Genomic DNA, 22353 nt, shown 5'->3' with positions numbered 1-22353 from the left:
TCCATGCGCCAACCCGATATCGAGATTTACCTGAAAGACGCCGACGTCGACCACAAAGCCATTTCCGCTTGGCTCGGTGCGGCATTGGGCCCGTGCACGGATTGGGTCCAGAAGGGCCAGACCTACAAGTGCAAGGCTGGCAACGTGCCGGTGACCTGGTTGCCAAAAGCCGTCGGTAAATGGAACAGCCTGTATCTGGAAAGTGACCAGACCCCATGGGACGACGACATCGCCTGCGCCCGCGCCGCGTTTGCCGCGCTGAACGTCGAAGTGCGTTGCGCGCCGGGCACCTGGGTCGAGGAGGAAGGTGAGGAGACGGCGGATCGCTGGATTCGCATCAGCGCCGATGGTGAAGAAGAAATCACCTGGAAAACCGCGTAATAGCCTACACACCAAACCTGTGGGAGCGAGCTTGCTCGCGATAGCGGACTTACATTCAACATCTACGTTGGCTGAAAGGACCTCATCGCGAGCAAGCTCGCTCCCACAGTGTTTTTGGGTGTTCTGAAGATTTTGGTTACAGACCTACAACATCCTCAGCCTGCAACCCCTTCTGCCCTTCCACCACCGCGTATTCAACCTGCTGGCCTTCGGTCAGCGAACGGTGCCCTTCGCCGCGAATCGCGCGGTAGTGCACGAACACGTCCACCCCGTCCTCGCGCTGAATGAAGCCGTAGCCCTTGGCGTCGTTGAACCACTTCACATTGCCGGTTTCGCGTGTTGCCATTTGTTCATACTCCCTTTTTATTATTGATCGGGCTTTTCGCAGGAAAGCCTCGGGAACGTCAGCCTGCGCATACCGGTCCCATGAGGGCAACGGCGACAGAGCGCCGAGTATATGACAGACGTTAAAACTCTCAACAGGAGTTTACTTCGCCGCTTTTTTGCCGATTTTAAGCGAATCCGGCACACTATCGCCCTCCCGAGCAAACGCTTGGTTTTATTCACTCACGCAGAAGCCGTATGACCCGCTCCCCGTTCCGCCGTCTTGTGTTTGGCACCCTGCGCCGACTGTTGTACCTCTGGGTTCGCTCGGAGACGATCAACCAGTCGTCGCTCACCCTCAACCTCGACCGCAGTCGTCCGGTGTTCTACGTCCTGCAAAACCCTTCGCTGACCGACCTCGCCGTGGTCGACACCGAGTGCAGCAAGGCTGGCCTGCCACGTCCGGTGCTGCCGGTGTCGGTGGATAACCTGCTGGAGCCTGCCGCGTTCTTCTACCTGACACCGGAACCGGACTGGCTCGGCCGCCAGGACAAGCGCGGCGCGCCGCCGACCCTGACCCGCCTGGTCAGCGCCCTGAGCCAGAACGCCGCCGAAGATGCGCAGATCATCCCGGTCAGCGTGTTCTGGGGCCAGTCGCCAGACAGCGAAAACAGCCCATGGAAACTCCTGTTCGCCGATAGCTGGGCGGTCACCGGGCGCTTGCGCCGATTGCTGAGCGTCATCGTGCTGGGACGCAAGACCCGCGTGCAGTTCTCCGCGCCGATCCACCTGCGCGAACTGATCGAGCACAACAAGGGCCACGAGCGCACCGTGCGCATGGCTCAGCGGATCCTGCGGGTGCACTTCCGCAACCTGAAGGCGGCGGTGATCGGCCCGGACATTTCCCACCGCCGTAATCTGGTCAAAGGCCTGCTCAACGAGCCACAGGTCAAACAAGCGATCCTCGACGAAACCGAACGCGAGAACATTTCACCGGAGAAGGCCAAAGCTCAAGCGCTACGCTACGGCAACGAAATCGCCTCGGACTACACCTACACTGCGATCCGTTTTATGGAAGTGGTGCTGAGCTGGTTCTGGAACAAGATCTACGACGGTATCAAGGTCAACCACATCGAGGGCGTGCAGAAGGTCGCCCAGGGTCACGAAGTGATCTACGTGCCGTGCCACCGCAGCCACATCGACTACCTGCTGCTGTCATACCTGCTGTTCCGCAACGGCCTGACCCCGCCGCACATTGCCGCCGGCATCAACCTGAACATGCCGGTGATTGGCGGCCTGCTGCGTCGCGGCGGTGCGTTTTTCATGCGCCGCACCTTCAAGGGCAACCCGCTGTACACCTCGGTGTTCAACGAATACCTGCACACCCTGTTCACCAAGGGCTTCCCGGTGGAGTACTTCGTCGAGGGCGGCCGTTCGCGCACCGGGCGCATGCTGCAACCGAAGACCGGGATGCTGGCGATCACCCTGCGCAGCTTCCTGCGTTCGTCGCGCATGCCCATCGTCTTCGTGCCGGTCTACATCGGCTACGAGCGCGTGCTGGAAGGCCGGACCTACCTCGGCGAGTTGCGCGGTGCGGCCAAGAAAAAAGAATCGATCTTCGATATTTTCAAAGTCATCGGCGCACTCAAGCAGCGCTTCGGCCAGGTGGCGGTGAACTTCGGCGAGCCGATCAAGCTGGCGGAATTCCTCGACGGCGAACAGCCGGACTGGCGCCAACAGGAACTCGGCCCGCAGTTCAGACCCGCCTGGCTCAACGAAACCACCAATCGTCTCGGCGAGAAAGTCGCCCGGCATCTGAACGAAGCGGCAGCGATCAACCCGGTCAACCTGGTGGCACTGGCGCTGCTGTCGACCACCCGACTGGCGCTGGATGATCGGGCCATGGCGCGGGTGCTGGACCTGTACCTGGCGCTGCTGCGCAAGGTCCCGTATTCGCCGCACACCACCTTGCCGGAAGGCGATGGCCGGGCGCTGATCGAGCATGTGAAGGACATGGACCTGCTCTCGGAGCAGAGCGATGCGCTGGGCAAGATCCTGTATCTGGACGAGCAGAACGCCGTCCTGATGACCTACTACCGCAACAACGTGCTGCACATCTTCGCCCTGCCGGCGCTGCTGGCGAGCTTCTTCCAGAGCGCCTCGCGCATGAGCCGCGAACAGATCCTGCGCTATACCCGCGCGTTGTATCCCTACCTGCAAGCGGAACTGTTCATTCGCTGGTCGCTGGACGAACTGGATGCGGTGATCGATCAATGGCTGGAAGCCTTCGTCGAACAAGGCCTGCTGCGTTTCGAGAACAACGTGTTCCTGCGTCCGGCTCCAAGCTCGCGGCATTTCGTGCTGCTGACCTTACTGTCGAAAAGCATCGCCCAGACGTTGCAGCGCTTCTACATGACCGTGTCCCTGCTGCTCAACAGCGGCCAGAACAGCATCAGCGCCGAAGAACTGGAGGACCTGTGCACGGTCATGGCCCAGCGCCTGTCGATCCTGCATGGCCTGAACGCCCCGGAATTCTTCGACAAGAGCCTGTTTCGCCACTTCATCCAGACCATGCTCGACCTCGATGTGCTCAAGCGCGATGAAGCGGGCAAGCTGAGCTACCACGAACTGCTCGGTGAACTGGCCGAAGGCGCGGCCAAGCGGGTGTTGCCGGCGGAGATTCGTTTGTCGATCCGTCAGGTGGCGTTGCATCGCAGTGAAGATGCGGCGGATCAACCCGCACCACCGGTCGAAACCGTCTAGATTGATCAGGGCGCCAGTCAGTTCTGGTGCCCTCGATACGGAGATCTTTCAATGAAAAAACTGCCCCTGATCGCAGCCGCCTTGCTGTTGACTGCCTGCCAGCATCCGACACCGGCGCCCAAGGCATCCCTCGATGGTGAAGTCTTCTACCTGCAACGCAGCGCACTGCCACCGAACGCGGTCCTCAGCGTCAGCCTGCAAGACATCTCACTGGCCGACGCCCCGGCAAAGGTCATCGACGAGCAACGCGGCCCGGTCAAAGGCCAGGTGCCGCTGCCCTTCCATCTCAGCTACGACCCGCTGACGGTAGAGTCCAATCACCGTTACTCGGTGAATGCACGCATTGAAGTCGACGGCAAACTGCTGTTCATCACCACCGAAAATCACGCCGTGCGCCTGGACGGCTCCGATCCCAAACCCGTGAAGGTCCGTGTCGACGCGGCCCGCTGAGTGTTTTTTTGAAAAAGGAAGTTGCCATGCTCCGCCCTACCCTCCGTTTTGCCGGCCTGTGCGCAGGTTTAATGTTCTGCGCCAGCGCGATGGCGCTGTCCCTCACCGACCTGTCGCAAAAAGACGCCACCGGCGGGCTCAAGGACGCACTGACCCAAGGCGCGCAACTGGCCGTCAAACAACTCGGCACCCCGGGGGGCTTCAGCAACAACCCCGACGTGAAAATCGAACTGCCGGGCAAGCTGGGCAAAGTCGCCAGCAAAATGAAACAGTTCGGCATGGGTGATCAGGTCGATGAGCTGGAAGCCAGCATGAACAAAGCGGCCGAAACCGCCGTCACCCAGGCCCAGCCCATCCTCGTCGATGCCGTGAAGAAAATGACCGTGGAAGATGCCAAGGGTATCCTCAGCGGTGGCAACGACTCGGCTACCCAATACCTGAACAAGACCAGTCGCGAACAGATTCGCGCCAAGTTCCTGCCCATCGTCAAGCAAGCCACCGACAAGGTTGGCCTGGCCCAGCAGTACAATTCCTTCGCCGGACAAGCGGCGACAATGGGTGTAGTGGATGCGAAGAATGCCAACGTCGAAAACTACGTCACCGAGCAAGCGTTGAATGGCTTGTTCGAGATGATTGGCAAACAGGAAGAAACCATCCGCCAGAACCCGGCGGCTGCGGCGACCAGTTTGGCGAAGAAGGTGTTTGGAACCTTGTAATTTTTAGCTGGCGACAACACCAGAAAAGCCCGCTGAACCTTGTGAAGGTCAGCGGGCTTTTTCGTTCTCTATTGCTGCGGGTCAAGGTGATCCAGCACCTCGCTCACCGATAGCTGTGCAAGTACAATCATCTGCTGAATACCGAGCACCAGATTGCACGTCGGGCCAATCAGGTTGGATGACAACTCGGTCGCCATCACGTTGGCTGAGGCGAGGGTTTCGTAGGCGTGGACCAGCAGGGTTTCGGAATTAATGCCTGGGCGGATAGTGAAAATTGGACAGGGGCGACTTGAAGTGCCGATATGTTCTTCGGGCTCTGAAGCCGGGGGGTTGGGACTGTGTTTGACCATTGTGAAACTCCTAACGAAAATTGGAGCAGCCAGCATCACTTGCAGATGATGGGTGGCAGCTGTGTGCAGGTCTGCAAGACCGAGTCGTTAGGCAACCTCGGCAGACCCGAAGATCTCCCGCACACAGCCACCATAAATCGGTGGTCGCTAAAAAGCGCCACGATTATAGGTGCGCTTATGGGCGCCTAACAAACTATTGGCGGGCTTGCAGTCCCGGTCGCTGAATTGGCAGCGACGGTCAAAGGCTAAAGACCGTGCTTCCGACGGGCAACCTGAAAGTCTTGTGGGAATGGTCTGAATGTTTGATCAGGCGATAAACACTTTTGACTGATAAGCCGTCATCGCGAGCAGGCTCGCTCCTACAATTGGATCGGGTACATCTGTGAGGGATTGGTCGGCTGGCAGGCCGCCATCGCAGGCAAGCCAGCTCCCACAATTTGACCGAGTACATCCGAGAGAGACAGATCGGCTGGCAGGCCGCCATGCTCAAACCCTCAAACCGACTCTTTGCGAACCCGAAACCAGGCAGCATAAAGGGCAGGCAAAAACAGCAGCGTCAACGCCGTCGCCACAATCAACCCCCCCATGATCGCCACCGCCATCGGCCCGAAAAACACACTGCGCGACAACGGAATCATCGCCAAAACGGCGGCAAGTGCCGTCAACACAATCGGCCGAAACCGCCGCACCGTAGCCTCGATAATCGCCTGCCAAGGCTTAAGCCCCGCAGCAATATCCTGCTCGATCTGGTCCACCAGAATCACCGAGTTACGCATGATCATCCCGGACAACGCGATGGTCCCCAGCATGGCCACGAAACCGAACGGCTGGCGGAACACCAACAGAAACAGCGTCACCCCGATCAACCCCAGCGGCGCCGTCAGAAACACCATCGCCGTACGCGAAAAACTTCGCAGTTGCAGCATCAGCAAGGTCAACACCACCACGATGAACAACGGCACCCCGGCCTTCACCGAATTTTGTCCGCGCGCGGAGTCTTCCACCGTGCCGCCGACATCCAGCAAGTAGCCGTCCGGCAATTCAGCGCGAATCGGATCGAGGGTCGGCATGATTTGCTGCACCAGCGTCGCCGGTTGCTCCTTGTCATAGATGTCGGCGCGTACCGTCACATTGGGCAGGCGATTGCGGTGCCAGATGACGCCCTCTTCGAAGCCGTACTCCAGGGTCGCGATCTGCGACAGCGCGACGCTGCGACCGTTATCGGTCGGTACCGCCAGGCTCGGCAGCAATGACAACTCGGTGCGCTCATGCAAGGTGCCGCGCAACAGGATCTCGATCAACTCGTTGTCTTCGCGGTACTGGCTGACACTGGAACCGGTCAGGGAGCTTTGCAGGAACCTCGACAGGTTCGCCGTGCTCACGCCCAGCGCCCGCGCACGGTCCTGATCGATGTTCAGGTACACCACCTTGCTCGGTTCTTCCCAGTCCAGGTGGACGTTGACCACATGCGGGTTCTCGCGAACCTTGGCCGCGACTTTACGTGCCAGCGCCCGCACCTCCTCGATGTGCTCCCCGGTCACGCGGAACTGTACCGGATAGCCAACTGGCGGACCGTTTTCCAGACGCGTGACCCGCGAGCGCAGGGCCGGGAATTGCTCGTTGAGGGTTGAGATCAACCAGGTGCGCAGGGTTTCCCGCTCTTCAATGGTTTTCGCCAGGACAACAAACTGGGCGAAGCTCGCCGCCGGCAGTTGCTGATCCAGCGGCAGGTAGAAACGTGGCGAACCGGTGCCGACGTAGGCCACGTAATTGTCGATCCCGGTATTGTCCTTGAGCAGCGCTTCGAGGCGTTTGACCTCGTCGGCGGTGTTGCTCAGCGAAGCGCCTTCGGCCAGTTTCAGGTCGATCATCAACTCCAGGCGACCCGATGCCGGGAAGAACTGCTGCGGCACAAACTTGAACAATACGATGGAGGCGATGAACAACACCACGGTCGCCGTGATCACGGTTTTACGCCAGCGCACGCACCACTCCACCAGACGCCGGACGCGCTGATAGAACGGTGTGCCATACGGATCGGGTTGGCCGGCGCCATGCTTGGCTGCATGGATTTTCGCCAGGTCTGGCAGGAGTTTTTCCCCCAGATACGGCACGAAGACCACCGCGGCCACCCACGACGCCAACAGCGCGATGGTGACCACCTCGAAGATCGATCGGGTGTATTCGCCCGTGCCCGATTGCGCCGTGGCGATCGGCAGGAAGCCGGCCGCGGTGATCAGCGTACCGGTGAGCATCGGGAACGCGGTGCTGGTCCAGGCATAACTCGCCGCTTTGACCCGGTCGAAGCCCTGCTCCATTTTGATCGCCATCATTTCCACGGCGATGATCGCGTCGTCCACCAGCAAACCCAGGGCCAGTACCAAAGCGCCGAGAGAAATCTTGTGCAGGCCGATGCCGAGGTAATACATGCAGGCAAAAGTCATCGCCAGCACCAGCGGAATCGCCAGGGCCACCACCATGCCGGTGCGTACGCCCAGGGAGAAGAAGCTCACCAGCAACACAATGGCCAGCGCCTCGACCAGCACTTGCACGAACTCGCCAACACCGGTTTTCACCGCAGCCGGTTGGTCGGAGACTTTGCGCAGTTCCATACCGGTCGGGAGGTTTTTCTGGATGCGGGCGAACTCGACTTCCAGCGCCTTGCCCAGCACCAGAATGTCACCGCCGTCCTTCATCGCCACCGCCAGGCCGATGGCGTCTTGCGCCATGAAGCGCATGCGCGGCGCCGGTGGATCGTTGAAACCACGGCGCACGTCGGCCACGTCGGAGATGCGGAAGGTGCGATCACCGACGCGGATCGGAAAGCTCTTGATCTCGTCGACCGTCTGAAAATTCCCCGTTACCCGTAGCTGCAATCGCTCGCTGCTGGTCTCGAAGAAACCTGCCGTGGACACCGCGTTCTGTTCTTCAAGGGCTTGCTGGACAGCCGCCAGCGGCAAGCCGAGGGTGGCGAGTTTGACGTTGGAGAGTTCGATCCAGATTTTCTCGTCCTGCAAGCCCAGCAGTTCGACCTTGCCCACATCCTTGACCCGTTGCAGCTGGATCTGGATGCGGTCGGCGTAATCCTTGAGCACGGCGTAGTCGAAACCGTCACCGGTCAGGGCGTAGATATTGCCGAAAGTGGTGCCGAACTCATCGTTGAAAAACGGCCCCTGAATCCCCGGCGGCAGGGTATGACGGATGTCGCTGACTTTCTTGCGCACCTGATACCAGAGCTCCGGGATCTCCACCGAGTGCATGGAGTCGCGGGCGATGAAGGTCACCTGGGATTCACCGGGGCGGGAGAACGACACGATGCGCTCATACTCGCCGGTTTCCATCAGTTTCTTTTCGATACGTTCGGTGACCTGGCGCGAGACTTCCTCGGCGGTCGCTCCCGGCCAGTTGGTGCGAATCACCATGGCCTTGAAGGTGAACGGCGGGTCCTCACTCTGGCCGAGCTTGGTGTAGGAAAGTGCGCCGACAATGGCCAGTAACAGCATCAGGAACAGTACGATCTGGCGATTACGCAGCGCCCATTCGGAAACGTTGAAGCGCATCGGGGCTTACTCCTTGTCCGCCAGATTGACCACGCGATTGGAGCGGTCCACCGGGCGCACCTGCTGCCCTTCGAGAAGCACATGGACACCGGCGGCCACCACCCAGTCGCTGGCGTTGAGCCCTTCAAGTACCGGTACGGTTTTTTCGCCAAAGGCACCGATTCGCACCGGGGTTCTCTTCAAGGTGTTGTTGGCGCTGACGACCCAGACATAGGTCACGCCGTTTTCCGCCGTCAGCGCAGACAGCGGAACGGACAGTGGGACCACGTCGGCGGCCTGCACGAACACTCGGGCGCTCTGGCCCAGCTCGACAGGAACCTTGCCGGAACTGAAGGCAATGCGGGCCGCGAAGGTGCGGGATTTTGGATCAGCCGACGGCGACAGCTCACGGATACGCCCTTCAAATCGCTGATCGGGTTGAGTCCAGAGTTCCACCGACACCGGCTCACCGACCTTGAAGCGACCGAAATTCTGCTCTGGCAGGCTGATCAAGACTTCACGCTCGCCATCGGTAGCCAGTGTGAACACCGTTTGCCCGGCGGCCACGACTTGCCCGACTTCCACCAGACGCTTGGCCACGACACCGTCCTGCGGCGCACGCAACACGGCATAACTGGCCTGGTTATTGGAAACGTTGAATTCGGCTTTGATTTGCTTGAGGCGCGCTTCGCCGGAGCGGTAGAGGTTTTCGGCGTTGTCGTACTGCGAGCGGCTGACCAGCTGGCGTTCCATCAGGGTCTTGTAGCGATCACGCTCGGAACGCACCAGATTCAGATTGGCTTCGGCGGCGGCGACCTGGGCGCGAGTGGCCTCCAGTTGCAGGCGCACATCCTGGGGGTCGAGCTCCGCCAAGGGTTGATCGGCCTTGACCCGCTGCCCCTCCTCGACCAGTCGTCGGCTGACTTTGCCGCCGATACGGAACGCCAGGTCCGGCTCATAACGCGCGCGAACTTCACCGGGATAGCTTTCCATCGACTGCGCCGAAGGCTCTGGCTGGACCACCATGGCCGGACGCACACTAACCTGCGGCGCCTCTTCGTGACCGCACGCAGACAATAAAAAAGCCAGGGTGATTGGCAACGCGAGGGGCAAGGCATAGCGGAACATGGTGAAGGACCTTTCGCTAATGGTGCTTTGAATAATTATACTGAGCAGTATGTTATTAATAGCAAACTCACCAGTCCAGTAATAAAAACGAATATGCCAAACAATCTTTCAGCACCCAGTGGCCCAGGCAGACCCAAGGATTTGGTCAAGCGCCAGGCGATTCTCGATGCGGCCAAAGCGCTGTTTCTGAGTAAGGGTTATGCCAATACCAGCATGGATGCCGTCGCAGCCGAGGCCGGTGTGTCAAAGCTGACGGTCTACAGCCACTTCAACGACAAGGAGACGCTGTTCTCCGCCGCCGTGATGGCCAAGTGCGAGGAGCAGTTACCACCGCTGTTTTTCGAATTGCCGGAAGGCGCGGCGGTGGAAACCGTGCTGCTGAACATCGCGCGCGGTTTTCATCAACTGATCAACAGTGATGAATCAGTGAACCTGCACCGCTTGATGATGACCCTGGGCAGCCAGGACCCAAAGCTGTCGCAGATATTCTTCGAAGCCGGGCCGGAGCGCATGCTGCATGGCATGGAACGCCTGCTGAGCAAGATCGATGAAAGCGGTGTGCTGCGCATCGACAAGCCGCACAACGCGGCCGAGCACTTCTTCTGCCTGCTCAAGGGCGCCGGGAATTTCCGCTTGCTGTATGGCTGCGGCGAGCCGCCGGTTGGCGAGGCGGCGGAGAGCCATGTGCGGGAAGTGGTGGGGTTGTTTATGCGGGCTTATCGGCCTGAGCATGCCTGATGGATTTGCAGTGTCCGGGCTAAAGCTATCGCGAGCAGGCTCGCTCCTACACTGGCTCTATGCAACACCATAGATCCCTGTAGGAGCGAGCCTGCTCGCGATTGGGGCGACTCGGTCCTACGGCTTGAGCKCCTTCTTCGGATAAATGTCATACCGACTGGACTTGCCATCCAGCGCATGGCTCGGCTTCGGCCCGTCGATGCACGGTGCCTTGCGCGGGCGCTTGACCACCACCCGGTGGCTGGCCAGGGCCAAGGCGGCTTCGAGCAATGCCGGCGCATCCGGGTCATCGCCCACCAGCGGCCGGAACAGGCGCATTTCCTTCTTCACCAGCGCAGTTTTCTCACGATGCGGGAACATCGGGTCGAGATAGATCACCTGCGGCGGCTCGCCTTCCCAGTTACGCATCACCTCGATCGAATTGCCCTTGAGCAAGTGCATGCGCGCCACGATCGGCGCCACGTCGAAATCTTCCGCGCCACGGGCCAGACCGTCTTCCAGCAAGGCACCAATCAGCGGCTGACGCTCGATCAGGCTCATCTCGCAACCGAGGCTGGCCAGCACGAACGCGTCTTTACCCAGCCCCGCCGTGGCATCCAGCACCCGCGGACGCACGCCTTGAGCGATGCCAACAGCCTTGGCGATCATCTGCCCGCTGCCGCCGCCGTACAACCGGCGATGGGCCGCACCGCCCTCGACGAAGTCCACCCGCACCGGGCCTGGCGCATCCGGCCCCAGCTGTTGCAACTGCAAACCCTGATCGCCCACCTGCAAGGCGAATTCGCCGTCCACCACTTGCATCGGCAAGCCCAGGCGCTCGGCCCATTGCTCGGCTTGTGGCTCAAAAGCCGCGTCCAGGGCCTGGACATGGATGCGGCAGGCCGCAGGTTGATCAATCATCGGAAAACACGCTCAAAAAATTAATGATCGGCAAAAACGGCCGATAACAAAACTATCGAGCATTTTGCCAGAGCTGAGCGTCGACCGAGAGAAATGTCAGACATTCAACCCACATTCACAGGTTTTATCTCGCCCTACGGCGACTACAACCTGCGAAACACCCAGGCACTGAGCGGCGTCAGCCACATCTGGCAGGATTTCTTTGCCCGGGCGCTGGCTGAACAGTCGGGTGAAGTGCTGCCGCAATCGCTGAACTTTCCACCGGTCGATCTCGAAAGCCCTGTCGAGCCGACCGTCGGCAGCGAGCTGCTGGAGCACATCCTGTCCCAGCGCGAATGCGAGGTGAAAGACAATGTAATCCGCCCGCCCGAGCCACTGTTCCTGCCGATTGCCGAATTCGAAATGGACCTGGCAGACAAACCACGTCCACCGTTCCCGACGGATGAAATCGTCGCCCAGCAAAAACAGCAGGACTTCGAAAGCGGCTGGGTTCGCCCGATCGTGCTGAAAGCCGGTCAGCCGGTATACGAAGCAGGCCCTGCCCCGCAACCGCGTCCGCTGCACTTGCCTATTGCCAAATTCGAACTCGACCTGCTCGACAAGCCGTTCCCGCCGTTCTCGCCGCAAGAACTGATGGAGCAGCAGAAACAACTCGATTTCGATAATGGCTGGGCCCGCCCGATCATCTTGCAGAACCTGCGTATCGCCGCCTGACCTTCAGCCTTTGAAGAATTGATTGGCCTTCTGGTACGGCATCGACCGGGAGGTGAAACCGAACGTGCCTGACGTCTGGATTTCTTCGGCGGCGCGAAAGAATTCGCCATAGGCCGCCAGTGCCAGCGCCGAACCGACGCTGATGCGCTTGACGCCCATCTCACCCAACTGCGCGACCGTCAGCTTCAAGCCCCCCGACATCAACACATTCACCGGTTTGGGCGCCATGGCGCGCACCACCGCCAACACATCCTCGGCGCTGCGCAGGCCCGGCGCGTAGAGCACGTCGGCACCGGCCTCGGCGAATGCCTGCAAGCGGCGGATGGTGTCGGCCAGATCGGGATTGCCGTGCAGGAAGTTTTCCGCCCGGGCAGTCAACGTAAAGTGGAACGGCAAACTGCGAGCGGCAGCCACAGCGGCCTCGATTCGCGCCACGGCGTGTTCGAAACAGTAGATCGGGCCTTCTTCGCGGCCGGTGGCATCTTCGATCGAACCACCGACGGCACCGGCCCCTGCTGCGCGCAAGATGCTTTTCGCGCAGTCGGCCGGGTTGTCGGCAAAGCCGTTTTCCAGGTCCACGGCAACCGGCAAATCGGTGGCGGCGACAATCGCCTGAACGTTCAGCAGGGTATCGTCGAGGGTCAATCCGCCATCGGCACGGCCCTGGGAAAAGGCATAACCGGCACTGGTGGTCGCCAGCGCCTCGAAGCCGAGGCTGGCAAGCATTTTCGCCGAGCCGGCGTCCCACGGATTGGGAATCACAAAAGCCCCGGGGCGTTCGTGAAGGGCTTTGAACGCTTGGGCTCGAAGGGTTTGCGCATCCATTGGGCAGGCTCCTGAAGAGGGGAAAGAATCCGCCTCAGAGCAGGCCAAGTTGCTCGATGGCGGGTTCTCTGTATAGCTCAGGCAGCGCCGGCAAGCCAGGCAAACGCAGCATCAGCCGGGCATGAAAACGCTGCGCCAGCTTCGCGGCCAGCAGGTTGTCGGCGGTGTGCAGGAAAATATACGGCGTGCGGCCTTCTTCGATCCACACCGCGATTTTTTCGACCCACGGTTCCAGGAACGTGTCGTTGGCCTCAAGCGTCGGATGGCCGATAAAACGCACCTGCGGGCATTGCGTGAATGCCGCCGGACGCGGTGGCACACGGGGTTTCTTCGATTGAGCGTGGAGCACCGAAGGTTCGGTCGAGGTGCAACTGAACAGCGCACGGGGATCGAGACAGATGCGTTCGACTCCACGATCCAGCAGCAGACGGTTGAGCATTCGCTCGCTGTCACCCTTGGCGAAAAACTCGTCATGCCGCACTTCCACGGCCAGCGGCCGCTGCATGGCATCAATAAATCCGGCCAGTTCGGGCAAACGTTGGGGCGTGAAGCTTTTCGACAGCTGTAACCACAGTGGCGAGACCCGCTCGCCGAGAGGGCTGAGCAATTGCACGAAGGTTTCGGCGGCGGTCAGCTGCTCGCGCAGGTCTCCACCGTGGCTGATCTCGCCGGGAAACTTGGCGGTGAAACGAAAATGTTCGGGCATGGTATCGGCCCAACGCTGCACGGTGCTGGCAGCCGGGCTCGCATAGAAGGTCGTGTTGCCTTCCACGGCATTGAAAACCTGGGAATAGAGATCAAGAAAATCGGCGGGTTTGGCGTCCGGCGGATACAGGTAGTCGCGCCAGGCGTTCTCGCTCCAGGACGGACAACCGAGGTAATACGGCAGCAACATCAGATGTACAGGTCGAGACCCAGCACATCCGCTTCCCAATCGACAAAACCGGCGGTGCTCAGGTAGCTGGCCAGGGCTGTCGCCACGCTTTTGCTCATGGCACGGTGGTAAATCATGTCTTGCTGACGGGCGGGAAGATTGCTCAGTTTTTGCGCAGAGGCTCTGGCGGCGCGGGCAGCCAGTTGCTCTTCAGTCGGGAATTCCAGCTCGCCGTCGATATCAATGACGTCGTCTTCCACCACGCGGCCTTGGCGAGGTTTGCGCTTGATGGGGTAGGACTGAGAAGAGGCGCCGTCTATACGCATGCGTGCATACTCGGAATCAGTGATGGCAGTTTAGTGGCGCATTTTCCACTTCGCAAACCGCCGAGTGATAACTAGAACACATAAAAGGCAAAAGGTTTAAAAGCTGGGGTTAGAAACTGATGATTGGCTATAACTGGTAGATCGCATCGCGAGCAAGCTCGCTCCCACAGGGGACAGATGTGTTCACAAATCCTGTGGACAACCCCAATCACTGTGGGAGCGAGCTTGCTCGCGATAGGTACAACTCGGTATAGGATCTATCGCGCTTTAGGCGTCGCCACCTTGTCACGCAGATAAACCGGCTGCGCCTCATCGGCCACGATCCCCTCACCACGTTCCCAGGCAAACCGCGCCAGGGTCAGCAAGTCTTGAGCGTGGGGCAACATGCCCGCATCCTGCCCGCTCAGGCTGACGGCGATACGCTCGCCATAACCCCAACCGGTGCCTGCGCCGAACCACTCGCCGTCGGCATCGGCCGGCAATGCAGCGGACTCCGGCGGCAGTACCGCTTCAGCACCCACAAGGCGCATCTCCCCGGCCGTTTCGCGGTAGCAACCCCAATACACTTCATCCATGCGCGCATCGATGGCAGCGGCCACCTGAGTGGCGCCGTGTTCGCGCAACGCACGTTGCGCCAGCACGGCCAGGTTCGACACCGGCAACACCGGGCGATCCAGGGCAAACGCCAGGCCTTGCACCACGCCGATGGCGATGCGTACGCCGGTGAAGGCGCCCGGGCCACGGCCAAACGCGATGGCATCGACCGCTTGCAGGGTGGTCCCGGCATCGGCCAGCAATTGCTTGATCATCGGCAACAGCTTCTGCGCATGCAGGCGCGGGATCACCTCGTAATGGCTCGTGACCTTGCCGTCATGCAGCAAGGCAACGGAGCAAGCTTCAGTCGCGGTGTCCAGGGCCAGCAAGGTGCTCATCAATGTTTCCACAAGAGAGGTCAGAAAAAGTGCGTCAGTATAAACAACTACGGCCCGCAAGCGGGCCGTGGATGATGCTGCGGATCAGACTTTTCAGCTCAGGGCCGCAAGTACCTTGGTGGTGATTGCTTCAACCGAACCGACGCCTTCGATATGGCTGTACTGCGGCTTGCCATTGGCAGCCGCCAGCTTCTGGTAGAAATCCACCAGCGGCTTGGTCTGGGAGTGGTAGACCGACAGGCGATGACGCACGGTTTCTTCGGTGTCGTCCTTGCGCTGCACCAGATCTTCACCGGTGACGTCGTCTTTACCGGCCACTTTCGGCGGATTGTAGACGATGTGGTACACGCGGCCGCTGGCCTCGTGAACGCGGCGACCGGCGATACGCTGGACGATTTCTTCGTCTTCGACGGCGATTTCAACCACTGCATCCAGCTCGACGCCGGCCGTCACCAGGGCTTCAGCCTGGGGAATGGTGCGCGGGAAGCCGTCGAACAGGAAACCGTTGGCGCAGTCGGACTGGGCGATGCGGTCCTTGACCAGTGCGATGATCAGGTCATCGGACACCAGGCCACCGGCATCCATGATGCCCTTGGCCTTGATGCCCAGCTCGGTGCCGGCCTTGACCGCTGCACGCAGCATGTCGCCGGTGGAGATTTGCGGAATGCCGAATTTTTCGGTGATGAACTTAGCCTGAGTACCTTTACCGGCCCCGGGAGCTCCCAGCAGAATGACGCGCATCGATGTGCTCCTCAATTTTTTATATGGATAACGTCAGATTCGCCTCATTGGGCCAATCTCAAAAATAGGGTCGTGACCGCCCAAACGGCCAAAGGCTGATCAAGATACACAGCAGGCTGCGCCCACACAAGACGCCAAAAGTCGGAGAAACCGCTGCCTCTTGCGACCATTGCGCGCGGTTTGCCAAGTCGCAACCCCATCATTAACTGTCGCCTGACAGCACTTTTCAACCCGTCATACGGCGGCACCCGGCTCACCTGCCGGATGCCTGACCCACGGCAAAAATCTTAGCCGGTGTTTCGCAAACCGGCGGCAATCCCTGCCACAGACACCAGCAAGGCCTGTTCTACCGGGCTGCCCTGCGCTACGTCCTGTTGTCGCGAACGGGCCAGCAACTCGGCCTGCAATAGATGAAGCGGGTCAAGGTAGGTGTTGCGCAAGCGGATGAACTCAAGGGTCGCCGGGCTATGTGCCAGCAGCTGCGACTGCCCGGTCAGGCCGAGAACGATGGCGCACGCCTGCGACAATAGGTCGCGTAAGTGCGCACCCAATGGCAACAGATTCGGCTCCACCAGACGCTCATCGTAGGACCGCGCAATGTCGGCATCGGCCTTGGCCAGGACCATTTCCAGCATGTCGATGCGGGTGCGGAAGAACGGCCACTGCTCACGCATCTGCCCCAGCAGTTCGCCTTCGCCACGCTCCAGGGCCTTGCTCAGGGCCGCTTCCCAACCCAGCCAGGCCGGCAGCATCAGGCGCGTTTGGGTCCAGCCGAAAATCCACGGAATCGCCCGCAGGCTTTCGATCCCCCCGGCCCGGCGCTTGGCCGGACGACTGCCCAGTGGCAAACGACCGAGCTCCTGTTCCGGCGTGGACTGGCGGAAATACTCAACGAACTGTGGATTTTCCCGCACCACGGCGCGGTAAGCACTGACACCGTCTGCGGCCAGTTCGTCCATCAAATGGCGCCACTCGGGCGTAGGTGGCGGCGGAGGCAGCAAGGTCGCCTCCAGCACGGCGGCCAGGTACAGGTTGAGGTTCTGTTCGGCGATGTCCGGCAAGCCAAATTTGAATCGAATCATTTCGCCCTGTTCGGTGGTGCGGAAACGCCCCGCCACCGAACCCGGTGGCTGCGACAGGATCGCCGCATGGGCCGGGCCGCCGCCTCGCCCCACGGTGCCACCGCGACCGTGGAACAACAGCAGTTCCACTTGCTGCGCACGACAGATGTCCACCAAACGTTCCTGTGCCCGGTACTGCGCCCAGGCCGCCGCCGTGGTGCCGGCGTCCTTGGCCGAGTCGGAGTAGCCGATCATCACTTCCTGCGGCCCTTGCAGGCGCGCGCGATAGCCGGGCAACAGCAGCAGCTTTTCGATCACCGGGCCGGCATTGTCGAGGTCGGCCAGGGTTTCAAACAGCGGCACCACGCGCATCGGCCGCAACACGCCGGACTCTTTGAGCAATAACTGCACGGCCAGTACATCGGAAGCCGCACCGGCCATGGAAATCACGTAGGACCCGAGGGATGCCTCAGGCGCAGCGGCGACTTCCCGGCAGGTCGCCAAGACCTCGGCGGTGTCGGCGCCAGGTTTGAAGTACGCCGGCAACAAGGGACGACGATTGCTCAATTCGCGCATCAGAAAGGCGATGCGCTCTTCCTCGCTCCAGTCCTCGTAGCTTCCCAGGCCAAGGTAGTCGGTGATTTCGGTCATCGCCGCGGTGTGCCGCGACGAGTCCTGGCGCACATCCAGACGAACCAGGAACAGTCCGAACGTCACTGCCCGGCGCAGGCAATCGAGCAACGGCCCGTCGGCGATCACGCCCATGCCGCACTCGTGCAAAGAGTGGTAGCAAAGCTCCAGCGGATCGAGCAGTTCGCGGTTGTTTTGCAGCACGTCGACCGGTGCCGGCGTTGGCGTCGACAAGGCGGCGTGTGCCCAGTTGCGCGTCGCCCGCAGGCGTTCGCGCAGCTGTTTGAGCACTGCCCGGTAAGGTTCGGCGCTGTCTCCCGCCTTGGCCTTCAATTCCTCGCTGGCCTGCTGCATCGACAGCTCAGCGGCCAGGCGATCGACATCGCGCAGGTACAAATCGGCTGCCATCCAGCGCGCCAACAGTAAAACCTCTCGGGTCACCGCTGCCGTCACGTTCGGGTTGCCGTCGCGGTCGCCGCCCATCCACGAGGCAAAGCGAATCGGCGCGGCCTCCAATGGCAAGCGCAGGCCGGTGGCGGCGTGCAGGGCCTGATCGGCCTTGCGCAGATAATTGGGAATGGCCTGCCACAGCGAATGCTCGATCACCGCGAAACCCCACTTGGCTTCGTCCACCGGCGTGGGGCGCGTGCGGCGGATTTCCTCGGTGTGCCAGGCTTCGGCGATCAGGCGTTGCAAGGTGGTCTTGATCTGCTCGCGCTCGGCACCGGTCAGATCGCGGTGATCCTGAGCCGCCAGTTGCGCGGCGATGGCGTCGTACTTCTGGATCAGCGTGCGGCGTGCAACTTCGGTGGGATGCGCCGTAAGTACCAGTTCGATCTCCAGCCGACCCAGTTGCCGGGCCAGCGCGTCGGCGCCATGCCCCTCGGCGCGCAGACGCGCGAGCAACTCCGGCAGTACCCGGGCTTCGAACGGCGCCTCTTGGGATTCCTCGCGGCGGTGAATCAACTGATATTGCTCGGCGATATTGGCCAGGTTGAGAAACTGGTTGAACGCCCGCGCCACCGGCAGCAATTCGTCTTCGGTCAACTGGTTGAGGCTGGCGCTGAGCTCGGCGTCCATGGAGCCGCGCCGGTCAGCCTTGGCGCCCTTGCGGATCTGCTCGATCTTGTCGAGAAAACCGTCGCCATATTGCTCACGAATGGTATTGCCCAACAGCTCACCCAGCAGGTGAACATCCTCGCGCAAGCGTGCATCAATATCGGTCATCAGCAGGTCTCCAGCAAAAATCCGGGCGGCTAAGAACCTAGAGAGTGCCGCCCCAGACGGGTTCTTACAAGCAAGACGACGAAGGGACTTTAAACCTTGCCTGTTGAAGCTAGTCTGAAGATAAGCCGCACAATGGCTGTCGCCGGCCAATGCCGGACACTCACCCTGCCTGCCACGAGCGGGAGCGCAATGAGGTCAATATGAAAATCCGCGAGCTTGCCCACCACTGGGAAGAAAACGCCAAAGGTCGCCTGACCGACACCGGCTACTCGATTCATCTGGACGTGGAGTCTGCCGCACGGCTGGCCGCGCTCGTCGAGATGTACCCCAAGCGGCATCCCGAAGAACTGCTCGGCGACCTGATCGGCGCCGCGCTGGAAGAGCTGGAAAGAAGCTTCCCGTACGTCAAAGGCTCGACCGTGGTCGCCACCGATGAAGAAGGCGATCCACTGTACGAAGACATTGGACCGACCCCGCGCTTTCTGGCGCTGTCACGTCGGCATTTGCACGATTTGTCGATGCCTGACGACAAACAGAAGCACTGATTTTCAGCTGTACCTGTGGGAGCGAGCTCGCTCCCACATTGGCCTGTATTTCACTTCGAAAATTGCGCTTCTACGGACCTGTAAAAGGTCCTGCATAGCGCTTCGCGTCATGTAAATCCCCGCCTTAGAGCCCTGTCCATTCGATCACGGCTTTTTCAATGGCTGACTAATTTCTCTGAACTTTCAAAAAAAGCCTCGGGTCAACCCAAGTAACCACGCCTGGGACGAGCGTTTCAAAATACCCCGCAATCGATGGTTTCAGTACCTTGCCCAGGGTGGACTTCGACGTTTTTCAGGAATTGGCCCAATGGAGTTGAAGACCATGAAAACCCGAACCGGAACCCCCTCATTTACCTGTTCGCAAAGCCTGAAACTGGCGGCATTGGCCCTGGGCAGCTGCCTGGTCCTGGCCGGCTGCGCCGGTAACCCGCCGACCGAGCAGTACGCGGTCACCCAATCGGCCGTCAACGACGCCGTCAGCGCCGGCGGCACCGAGTTCGCCGCCGTGGAAATGAAATCTGCCCAGGACAAGCTCAAGCAAGCCGAAATCGCCATGCACGACAAGAAATATGACCAGGCCCGGATGCTCGCCGAACAGGCCGAGTGGGACGCTCGCGTGGCCGAGCGTAAGGCCCAGGCGATGAAGGCCGAACAATCAGTGAAGGACGCGCAGAAAGGCGTTCAGGAATTGCGTCAGGAAAGCCAGCGCACCGTTCAGTAAGCGGCGCGGCACCCCCGCATTCCCACTCGACTAAAAGGACGAAATCATGAAACCCAATCAATTGATGATCCCTGCCCTGCTGGCTGTCACCGTAGCCCTGGCGGCCTGCTCCACACCACCGAACGCCAACCTCGAACAGGCCCGCAGCAACTACACCGGCCTGCAAGCCGATCCGCAGGCCAGCAAAGTCGCGGCGCTGGAAACCAAGGAAGCCAGCGACTATCTGGACAAGGCCGATAAGGCCTACATGGACAAGGAGGACGCCGCCAAGGTCGACCAGCTTGCCTATTTGTCCAACCAGCGCGTCGAAGTGGCCAAGCAGACCATCGCCCTGCGCACCGCAGAGGCCAGTCTGAAAGATGCCTCGGCGCAACGGGCTCAGGCCCGCCTCGACGCCCGGGACCAGCAGATAAAACAGTTGAAGGACAGCCTCAACGCCAGGCAAACCGATCGCGGGACGCTGGTGACCTTCGGGGATGTACTGTTCGCCACCGACAAGGCCGAGCTGAAAGCCAACGGCCTGGCGAACATCAACAAACTGGCGCAGTACCTACAGGAAAACCCCGAGCGCAAAGTGATTGTCGAGGGCTATACCGACAGCACCGGTACGGCGTCGCACAACCAGTCGCTGTCGGAACGTCGCGCAGGCTCCGTACGTGCTGCGCTGGTGAAGATGGGCGTTGATCCGGCGCGGATCGTCGCCCAGGGTTACGGCAAAGAGTACCCAGTGGCGGATAACAGCAGTACCTCGGGTCGGGCGATGAACCGTCGGGTGGAGGTGACCATTTCCAATGACAGTCAGCCAGTGATGCCGCGTTCGGCGGTGAGTTCTTACACCCAATAATCAGCCACAACACAATACCTGTGGGAGCGAGCTTGCTCGCGATGGCGGAGTGTCAGACAACACATGTGTTGAATGTCAGGCCATCATCGCGAGCAAGCTCGCTCCCACAAAGGGATTTTGATAGCCACAGATTTAGCTTACGGCTCCAGCTTCTGCGGCGTTTCCTGCCCCATGCAGCGCACGGCTTTTTTCTTGCCATCGACCAGCACGCCGGTCAGGCCTTTCTGTTCCATGTCGAACAGCACCAGCACCCCATCAATGCACTGCGCCACTTGGGCGGCCGGTTCCAGGGAGACTTTGTAGTCTTCGCCCGGAATGGTCTTGAGCATGGTGAATTCGTTGAGCAGCAACGCATCCTCAGGCTTGGCAAAGTGCAGGTAGCCGTACCACCACAGGGCGCCGACGGTGCCGAGGATGCTGCAGATACCGGTGATGATCAGCGGGATGGCGTTACGTTCTTCACTCATTGCGGACTCTCTGGTGGTTCGGTTTCTGAATTCGGGGGTGCCGGGTAGTTGGGGATTTCACCCAACCGGCGCAGGCCGTTGAAATGCTGCGGGTCATCGAGATAACGCAGCATGACCTTGCGCCAGACCGGGTTGGCGAACGTCTGCACATGACCACCACGGGTCAGTTGCAGCACCCGCGGCGGCGGCGCAGCTTGATACAGTCGGATGCCGTTGGAAAGAGGCACGATCGGATCATCGATGCTGTGGTAGAGCAGTTTCGGCACATCCTTGAGTTGCGCCATGGAGTTGATCGCGCTGTCGCCGTCGGGCACCAGCCACGACAACGGCACCTGGAATGGCCAGGTCAACCACGAGGTGCTCAGGGCAAACCGGCCCACGCTGCGGTAACTGGCGGGGACACCATCGAGGACGATGGCCTTGAGTTGTTTCTGCCGTTCCGGGTGCTGGACCAGGTAATGCACGGCCATCGAGCCACCAAGGCTCTGGCCGAGCAGGATCAACGGCTTGCCCTTGACCTGCGGCGCCTTGTCCAGCCAGGCGAATGCGGCGTCGATGTCCTGATAGATCGCCGGCAAGCTCGGTTCGCCTTCGGACAAGCCGTAACCGCGATAGTCCACAAGCAACACCTGGTAACCATTTTTCGGCAACCAGAAACTGCCGCCGAGGTGCATGGGCAGGTTGCCGCCGTTGCCGTGCAGGTGCAGCACCGTGCCTTTGACCTCGACACCCTTCTTCGCCGGCAGCCACCACGCATTCAGCTTGAGGCTATCGGCGGTGGTCAGGGTGATGGTGCGGTATTCGAGCCCGGCCTTTTCCGGAGTGAACAACTGGCCGGGTTCGGGGTAGAACAACAGCGAGCTGCAACCGTTCAAGACCAGGAGAAGGCAGAGGATGCCGAGGGTTCTCATCCGGTGAAACCTCGCAAAAAATGGATTGGAACACAATCCCCTGTGGGAGCGAGCTTGCTCGCGATAGCGATCTGTCAGCTTGCACCCATGTTGAATGTTATGCCGCCATCGCGAGCAAGCTCGCTCCCACAGGGGATTGTGTTCCAATCCATTTTTTGCGAGGTTTCACCGGATGAGAACCCTCGGCATCCTCTGCCTTCTCCTGGTCTTGAACGGTTGCAGCTCGCTGTTGTTCTACCCCGAACC

Annotated in this window: 22 protein-coding genes; 9 read left to right on the top strand and 13 right to left on the bottom strand. The window is 60.5% G+C overall.

Annotated features, from left to right (window positions below; translation table 11 throughout):
* The first annotated feature begins 3 nt into the window (after positions 1-3).
* Positions 4-381 (top strand): hypothetical protein, encoded by a 378-nt coding sequence (locus AC1DRN_RS14370; protein ID WP_046041100.1) that lies wholly within the window; start codon positions 4-6, stop codon positions 379-381.
* 136 nt (positions 382-517) lie between these two features.
* Here AC1DRN_RS14370 and AC1DRN_RS14365 read toward each other — a convergent pair whose 3' ends face one another.
* Positions 518-727, bottom strand: coding sequence for a cold shock domain-containing protein (locus AC1DRN_RS14365; protein ID WP_007954750.1), 210 nt, complete (start codon positions 725-727; stop codon positions 518-520).
* Between the two features lie 236 nt (positions 728-963).
* Here AC1DRN_RS14365 and plsB point away from each other — a divergent pair, with 236 nt between their 5' ends.
* From plsB to AC1DRN_RS14350, 3 genes are read left to right on the top strand one after another with little or no spacing between them, the layout of a single operon-like run.
* Positions 964-3468, top strand: a complete 2505-nt coding sequence (gene plsB / locus AC1DRN_RS14360) for a glycerol-3-phosphate 1-O-acyltransferase PlsB (RefSeq protein ID WP_223458352.1) — start codon at positions 964-966, stop codon at positions 3466-3468.
* 51 nt (positions 3469-3519) lie between these two features.
* The gene (locus AC1DRN_RS14355; RefSeq protein WP_223458350.1) at positions 3520-3918 is read left to right on the top strand and encodes a YbaY family lipoprotein; all 399 of its coding nucleotides are present in this window, start codon (positions 3520-3522) and stop codon (positions 3916-3918) included.
* Between the two features lie 26 nt (positions 3919-3944).
* Positions 3945-4634 (top strand): DUF4197 domain-containing protein, encoded by a 690-nt coding sequence (locus tag AC1DRN_RS14350; protein WP_223458348.1) that lies wholly within the window; start codon positions 3945-3947, stop codon positions 4632-4634.
* Positions 4635-4702: 68 nt separating this feature from the next.
* On the opposite strand, the gene AC1DRN_RS14345 is transcribed toward AC1DRN_RS14350, so the two are convergent.
* The 3 genes from AC1DRN_RS14345 to AC1DRN_RS14335 all read right to left on the bottom strand — a co-directional run bounded on the left by AC1DRN_RS14345 (position 4703) and on the right by AC1DRN_RS14335 (position 9651).
* Positions 4703-4984, bottom strand: a complete 282-nt coding sequence (locus AC1DRN_RS14345) for a DUF6124 family protein (protein WP_223458345.1) — start codon at positions 4982-4984, stop codon at positions 4703-4705.
* A gap of 494 nt (positions 4985-5478) precedes the next feature.
* Positions 5479-8544, bottom strand: coding sequence for an efflux RND transporter permease subunit (locus tag AC1DRN_RS14340; RefSeq protein ID WP_223458343.1), 3066 nt, complete (start codon positions 8542-8544; stop codon positions 5479-5481).
* Positions 8545-8550: 6 nt separating this feature from the next.
* Positions 8551-9651: an efflux RND transporter periplasmic adaptor subunit gene (locus tag AC1DRN_RS14335; protein WP_223458341.1), complete on the bottom strand. Its 1101-nt coding sequence runs from the start codon at positions 9649-9651 to the stop codon at positions 8551-8553.
* A gap of 93 nt (positions 9652-9744) precedes the next feature.
* Here AC1DRN_RS14335 and AC1DRN_RS14330 point away from each other — a divergent pair, with 93 nt between their 5' ends.
* Positions 9745-10389 carry a TetR/AcrR family transcriptional regulator gene (locus AC1DRN_RS14330; RefSeq protein ID WP_223458338.1) on the top strand — a complete coding sequence of 215 codons (645 nt, stop codon included), beginning with the start codon at positions 9745-9747 and terminating at the stop codon, positions 10387-10389.
* Positions 10390-10506: 117 nt separating this feature from the next.
* Here AC1DRN_RS14330 and AC1DRN_RS14325 read toward each other — a convergent pair whose 3' ends face one another.
* On the bottom strand, positions 10507-11289 hold the full coding sequence (locus AC1DRN_RS14325; protein WP_477786733.1) for a class I SAM-dependent methyltransferase: 783 nt from the start codon (positions 11287-11289) through the stop codon (positions 10507-10509).
* A gap of 93 nt (positions 11290-11382) precedes the next feature.
* On the opposite strand from AC1DRN_RS14325, the gene AC1DRN_RS14320 reads away from it, so the two are divergent.
* Positions 11383-12003: an energy transducer TonB gene (locus tag AC1DRN_RS14320; protein ID WP_223458337.1), complete on the top strand. Its 621-nt coding sequence runs from the start codon at positions 11383-11385 to the stop codon at positions 12001-12003.
* A gap of 3 nt (positions 12004-12006) precedes the next feature.
* Here AC1DRN_RS14320 and AC1DRN_RS14315 read toward each other — a convergent pair whose 3' ends face one another.
* The 6 genes from AC1DRN_RS14315 to ppc form a co-directional block, all read right to left on the bottom strand.
* A complete protein-coding gene (locus AC1DRN_RS14315; protein ID WP_223458335.1) occupies positions 12007-12828 on the bottom strand; it encodes an isocitrate lyase/PEP mutase family protein in 822 nt (273 codons plus the stop codon).
* A 34-nt stretch (positions 12829-12862) separates the two neighbouring features.
* On the bottom strand, positions 12863-13723 hold the full coding sequence (locus AC1DRN_RS14310) for a DUF72 domain-containing protein (RefSeq protein WP_223458333.1): 861 nt from the start codon (positions 13721-13723) through the stop codon (positions 12863-12865).
* A complete protein-coding gene (locus AC1DRN_RS14305; protein ID WP_223458331.1) occupies positions 13723-14028 on the bottom strand; it encodes a hypothetical protein in 306 nt (101 codons plus the stop codon). The genes AC1DRN_RS14310 and AC1DRN_RS14305 overlap by 1 nt, the downstream gene beginning before the upstream one ends.
* A 257-nt stretch (positions 14029-14285) precedes the next feature.
* Positions 14286-14960: a tRNA (adenosine(37)-N6)-threonylcarbamoyltransferase complex dimerization subunit type 1 TsaB gene (gene tsaB, locus AC1DRN_RS14300; protein ID WP_223458329.1), complete on the bottom strand. Its 675-nt coding sequence runs from the start codon at positions 14958-14960 to the stop codon at positions 14286-14288.
* Between the two features lie 93 nt (positions 14961-15053).
* Positions 15054-15701 carry an adenylate kinase gene (adk, locus tag AC1DRN_RS14295; RefSeq protein WP_223458327.1) on the bottom strand — a complete coding sequence of 216 codons (648 nt, stop codon included), beginning with the start codon at positions 15699-15701 and terminating at the stop codon, positions 15054-15056.
* Positions 15702-15988: 287 nt separating this feature from the next.
* The gene (ppc, locus tag AC1DRN_RS14290; protein WP_223458325.1) at positions 15989-18619 is read right to left on the bottom strand and encodes a phosphoenolpyruvate carboxylase; all 2631 of its coding nucleotides are present in this window, start codon (positions 18617-18619) and stop codon (positions 15989-15991) included.
* Between the two features lie 200 nt (positions 18620-18819).
* Between ppc and AC1DRN_RS14285 the strand changes: the two genes are divergently transcribed.
* The 3 genes from AC1DRN_RS14285 (at position 18820) to lptF (ending at position 20729) form a co-directional block, all read left to right on the top strand.
* Positions 18820-19164, top strand: coding sequence for a pilin assembly protein (locus AC1DRN_RS14285; protein ID WP_104450704.1), 345 nt, complete (start codon positions 18820-18822; stop codon positions 19162-19164).
* Positions 19165-19471: 307 nt separating this feature from the next.
* Positions 19472-19885 (top strand): DUF4398 domain-containing protein, encoded by a 414-nt coding sequence (locus AC1DRN_RS14280; protein ID WP_223458323.1) that lies wholly within the window; start codon positions 19472-19474, stop codon positions 19883-19885.
* 46 nt (positions 19886-19931) lie between these two features.
* Positions 19932-20729, top strand: coding sequence for a lipotoxin F family OmpA-related lipoprotein LptF (gene lptF / locus AC1DRN_RS14275; RefSeq protein WP_223458320.1), 798 nt, complete (start codon positions 19932-19934; stop codon positions 20727-20729).
* Between the two features lie 137 nt (positions 20730-20866).
* On the opposite strand, the gene AC1DRN_RS14270 is transcribed toward lptF, so the two are convergent.
* Positions 20867-21196 carry a PA3694 family proteiin gene (locus AC1DRN_RS14270; RefSeq protein ID WP_223458318.1) on the bottom strand — a complete coding sequence of 110 codons (330 nt, stop codon included), beginning with the start codon at positions 21194-21196 and terminating at the stop codon, positions 20867-20869.
* Complete coding sequence (locus tag AC1DRN_RS14265) at positions 21193-22107, bottom strand: alpha/beta hydrolase (RefSeq protein ID WP_223458316.1); 915 nt, start codon at positions 22105-22107, stop codon at positions 21193-21195. The genes AC1DRN_RS14270 and AC1DRN_RS14265 overlap by 4 nt, the downstream gene beginning before the upstream one ends.
* Between the last annotated feature and the right edge of the window lie 246 nt (positions 22108-22353).

Source organism: Pseudomonas sp. P5_B3, from assembly GCF_056400405.1.
Note: the sequence above shows the minus strand (reverse complement) of the source record. Positions and strands in the feature narration are given on the sequence as shown.

What these genes read in the sequence shown, in the direction of transcription:
- AC1DRN_RS14365 (WP_007954750.1), bottom strand. Translation starts at nt 727, where the DNA reads ATGGCAACACGCGAAACCGGCAATGTGAAGTGGTTCAACGACGCCAAG.
- ppc (WP_223458325.1), bottom strand. Translation starts at nt 18,619, where the DNA reads ATGACCGATATTGATGCACGCTTGCGCGAGGATGTTCACCTGCTGGGT.
- AC1DRN_RS14310 (WP_223458333.1), bottom strand. Translation starts at nt 13,723, where the DNA reads ATGTTGCTGCCGTATTACCTCGGTTGTCCGTCCTGGAGCGAGAACGCC.
- AC1DRN_RS14345 (WP_223458345.1), bottom strand. Translation starts at nt 4,984, where the DNA reads ATGGTCAAACACAGTCCCAACCCCCCGGCTTCAGAGCCCGAAGAACAT.
- plsB (WP_223458352.1), top strand. Translation starts at nt 964, where the DNA reads ATGACCCGCTCCCCGTTCCGCCGTCTTGTGTTTGGCACCCTGCGCCGA.
- AC1DRN_RS14270 (WP_223458318.1), bottom strand. Translation starts at nt 21,196, where the DNA reads ATGAGTGAAGAACGTAACGCCATCCCGCTGATCATCACCGGTATCTGC.
- AC1DRN_RS14285 (WP_104450704.1), top strand. Translation starts at nt 18,820, where the DNA reads ATGAAAATCCGCGAGCTTGCCCACCACTGGGAAGAAAACGCCAAAGGT.
- AC1DRN_RS14320 (WP_223458337.1), top strand. Translation starts at nt 11,383, where the DNA reads ATGTCAGACATTCAACCCACATTCACAGGTTTTATCTCGCCCTACGGC.
- AC1DRN_RS14355 (WP_223458350.1), top strand. Translation starts at nt 3,520, where the DNA reads ATGAAAAAACTGCCCCTGATCGCAGCCGCCTTGCTGTTGACTGCCTGC.
- AC1DRN_RS14370 (WP_046041100.1), top strand. Translation starts at nt 4, where the DNA reads ATGCGCCAACCCGATATCGAGATTTACCTGAAAGACGCCGACGTCGAC.
- AC1DRN_RS14265 (WP_223458316.1), bottom strand. Translation starts at nt 22,107, where the DNA reads ATGAGAACCCTCGGCATCCTCTGCCTTCTCCTGGTCTTGAACGGTTGC.
- AC1DRN_RS14340 (WP_223458343.1), bottom strand. Translation starts at nt 8,544, where the DNA reads ATGCGCTTCAACGTTTCCGAATGGGCGCTGCGTAATCGCCAGATCGTA.
- tsaB (WP_223458329.1), bottom strand. Translation starts at nt 14,960, where the DNA reads ATGAGCACCTTGCTGGCCCTGGACACCGCGACTGAAGCTTGCTCCGTT.
- lptF (WP_223458320.1), top strand. Translation starts at nt 19,932, where the DNA reads ATGAAACCCAATCAATTGATGATCCCTGCCCTGCTGGCTGTCACCGTA.
- AC1DRN_RS14350 (WP_223458348.1), top strand. Translation starts at nt 3,945, where the DNA reads ATGCTCCGCCCTACCCTCCGTTTTGCCGGCCTGTGCGCAGGTTTAATG.
- AC1DRN_RS14335 (WP_223458341.1), bottom strand. Translation starts at nt 9,651, where the DNA reads ATGTTCCGCTATGCCTTGCCCCTCGCGTTGCCAATCACCCTGGCTTTT.
- AC1DRN_RS14315 (WP_223458335.1), bottom strand. Translation starts at nt 12,828, where the DNA reads ATGGATGCGCAAACCCTTCGAGCCCAAGCGTTCAAAGCCCTTCACGAA.
- AC1DRN_RS14280 (WP_223458323.1), top strand. Translation starts at nt 19,472, where the DNA reads ATGGAGTTGAAGACCATGAAAACCCGAACCGGAACCCCCTCATTTACC.
- adk (WP_223458327.1), bottom strand. Translation starts at nt 15,701, where the DNA reads ATGCGCGTCATTCTGCTGGGAGCTCCCGGGGCCGGTAAAGGTACTCAG.
- AC1DRN_RS14305 (WP_223458331.1), bottom strand. Translation starts at nt 14,028, where the DNA reads ATGCGTATAGACGGCGCCTCTTCTCAGTCCTACCCCATCAAGCGCAAA.
- AC1DRN_RS14330 (WP_223458338.1), top strand. Translation starts at nt 9,745, where the DNA reads ATGCCAAACAATCTTTCAGCACCCAGTGGCCCAGGCAGACCCAAGGAT.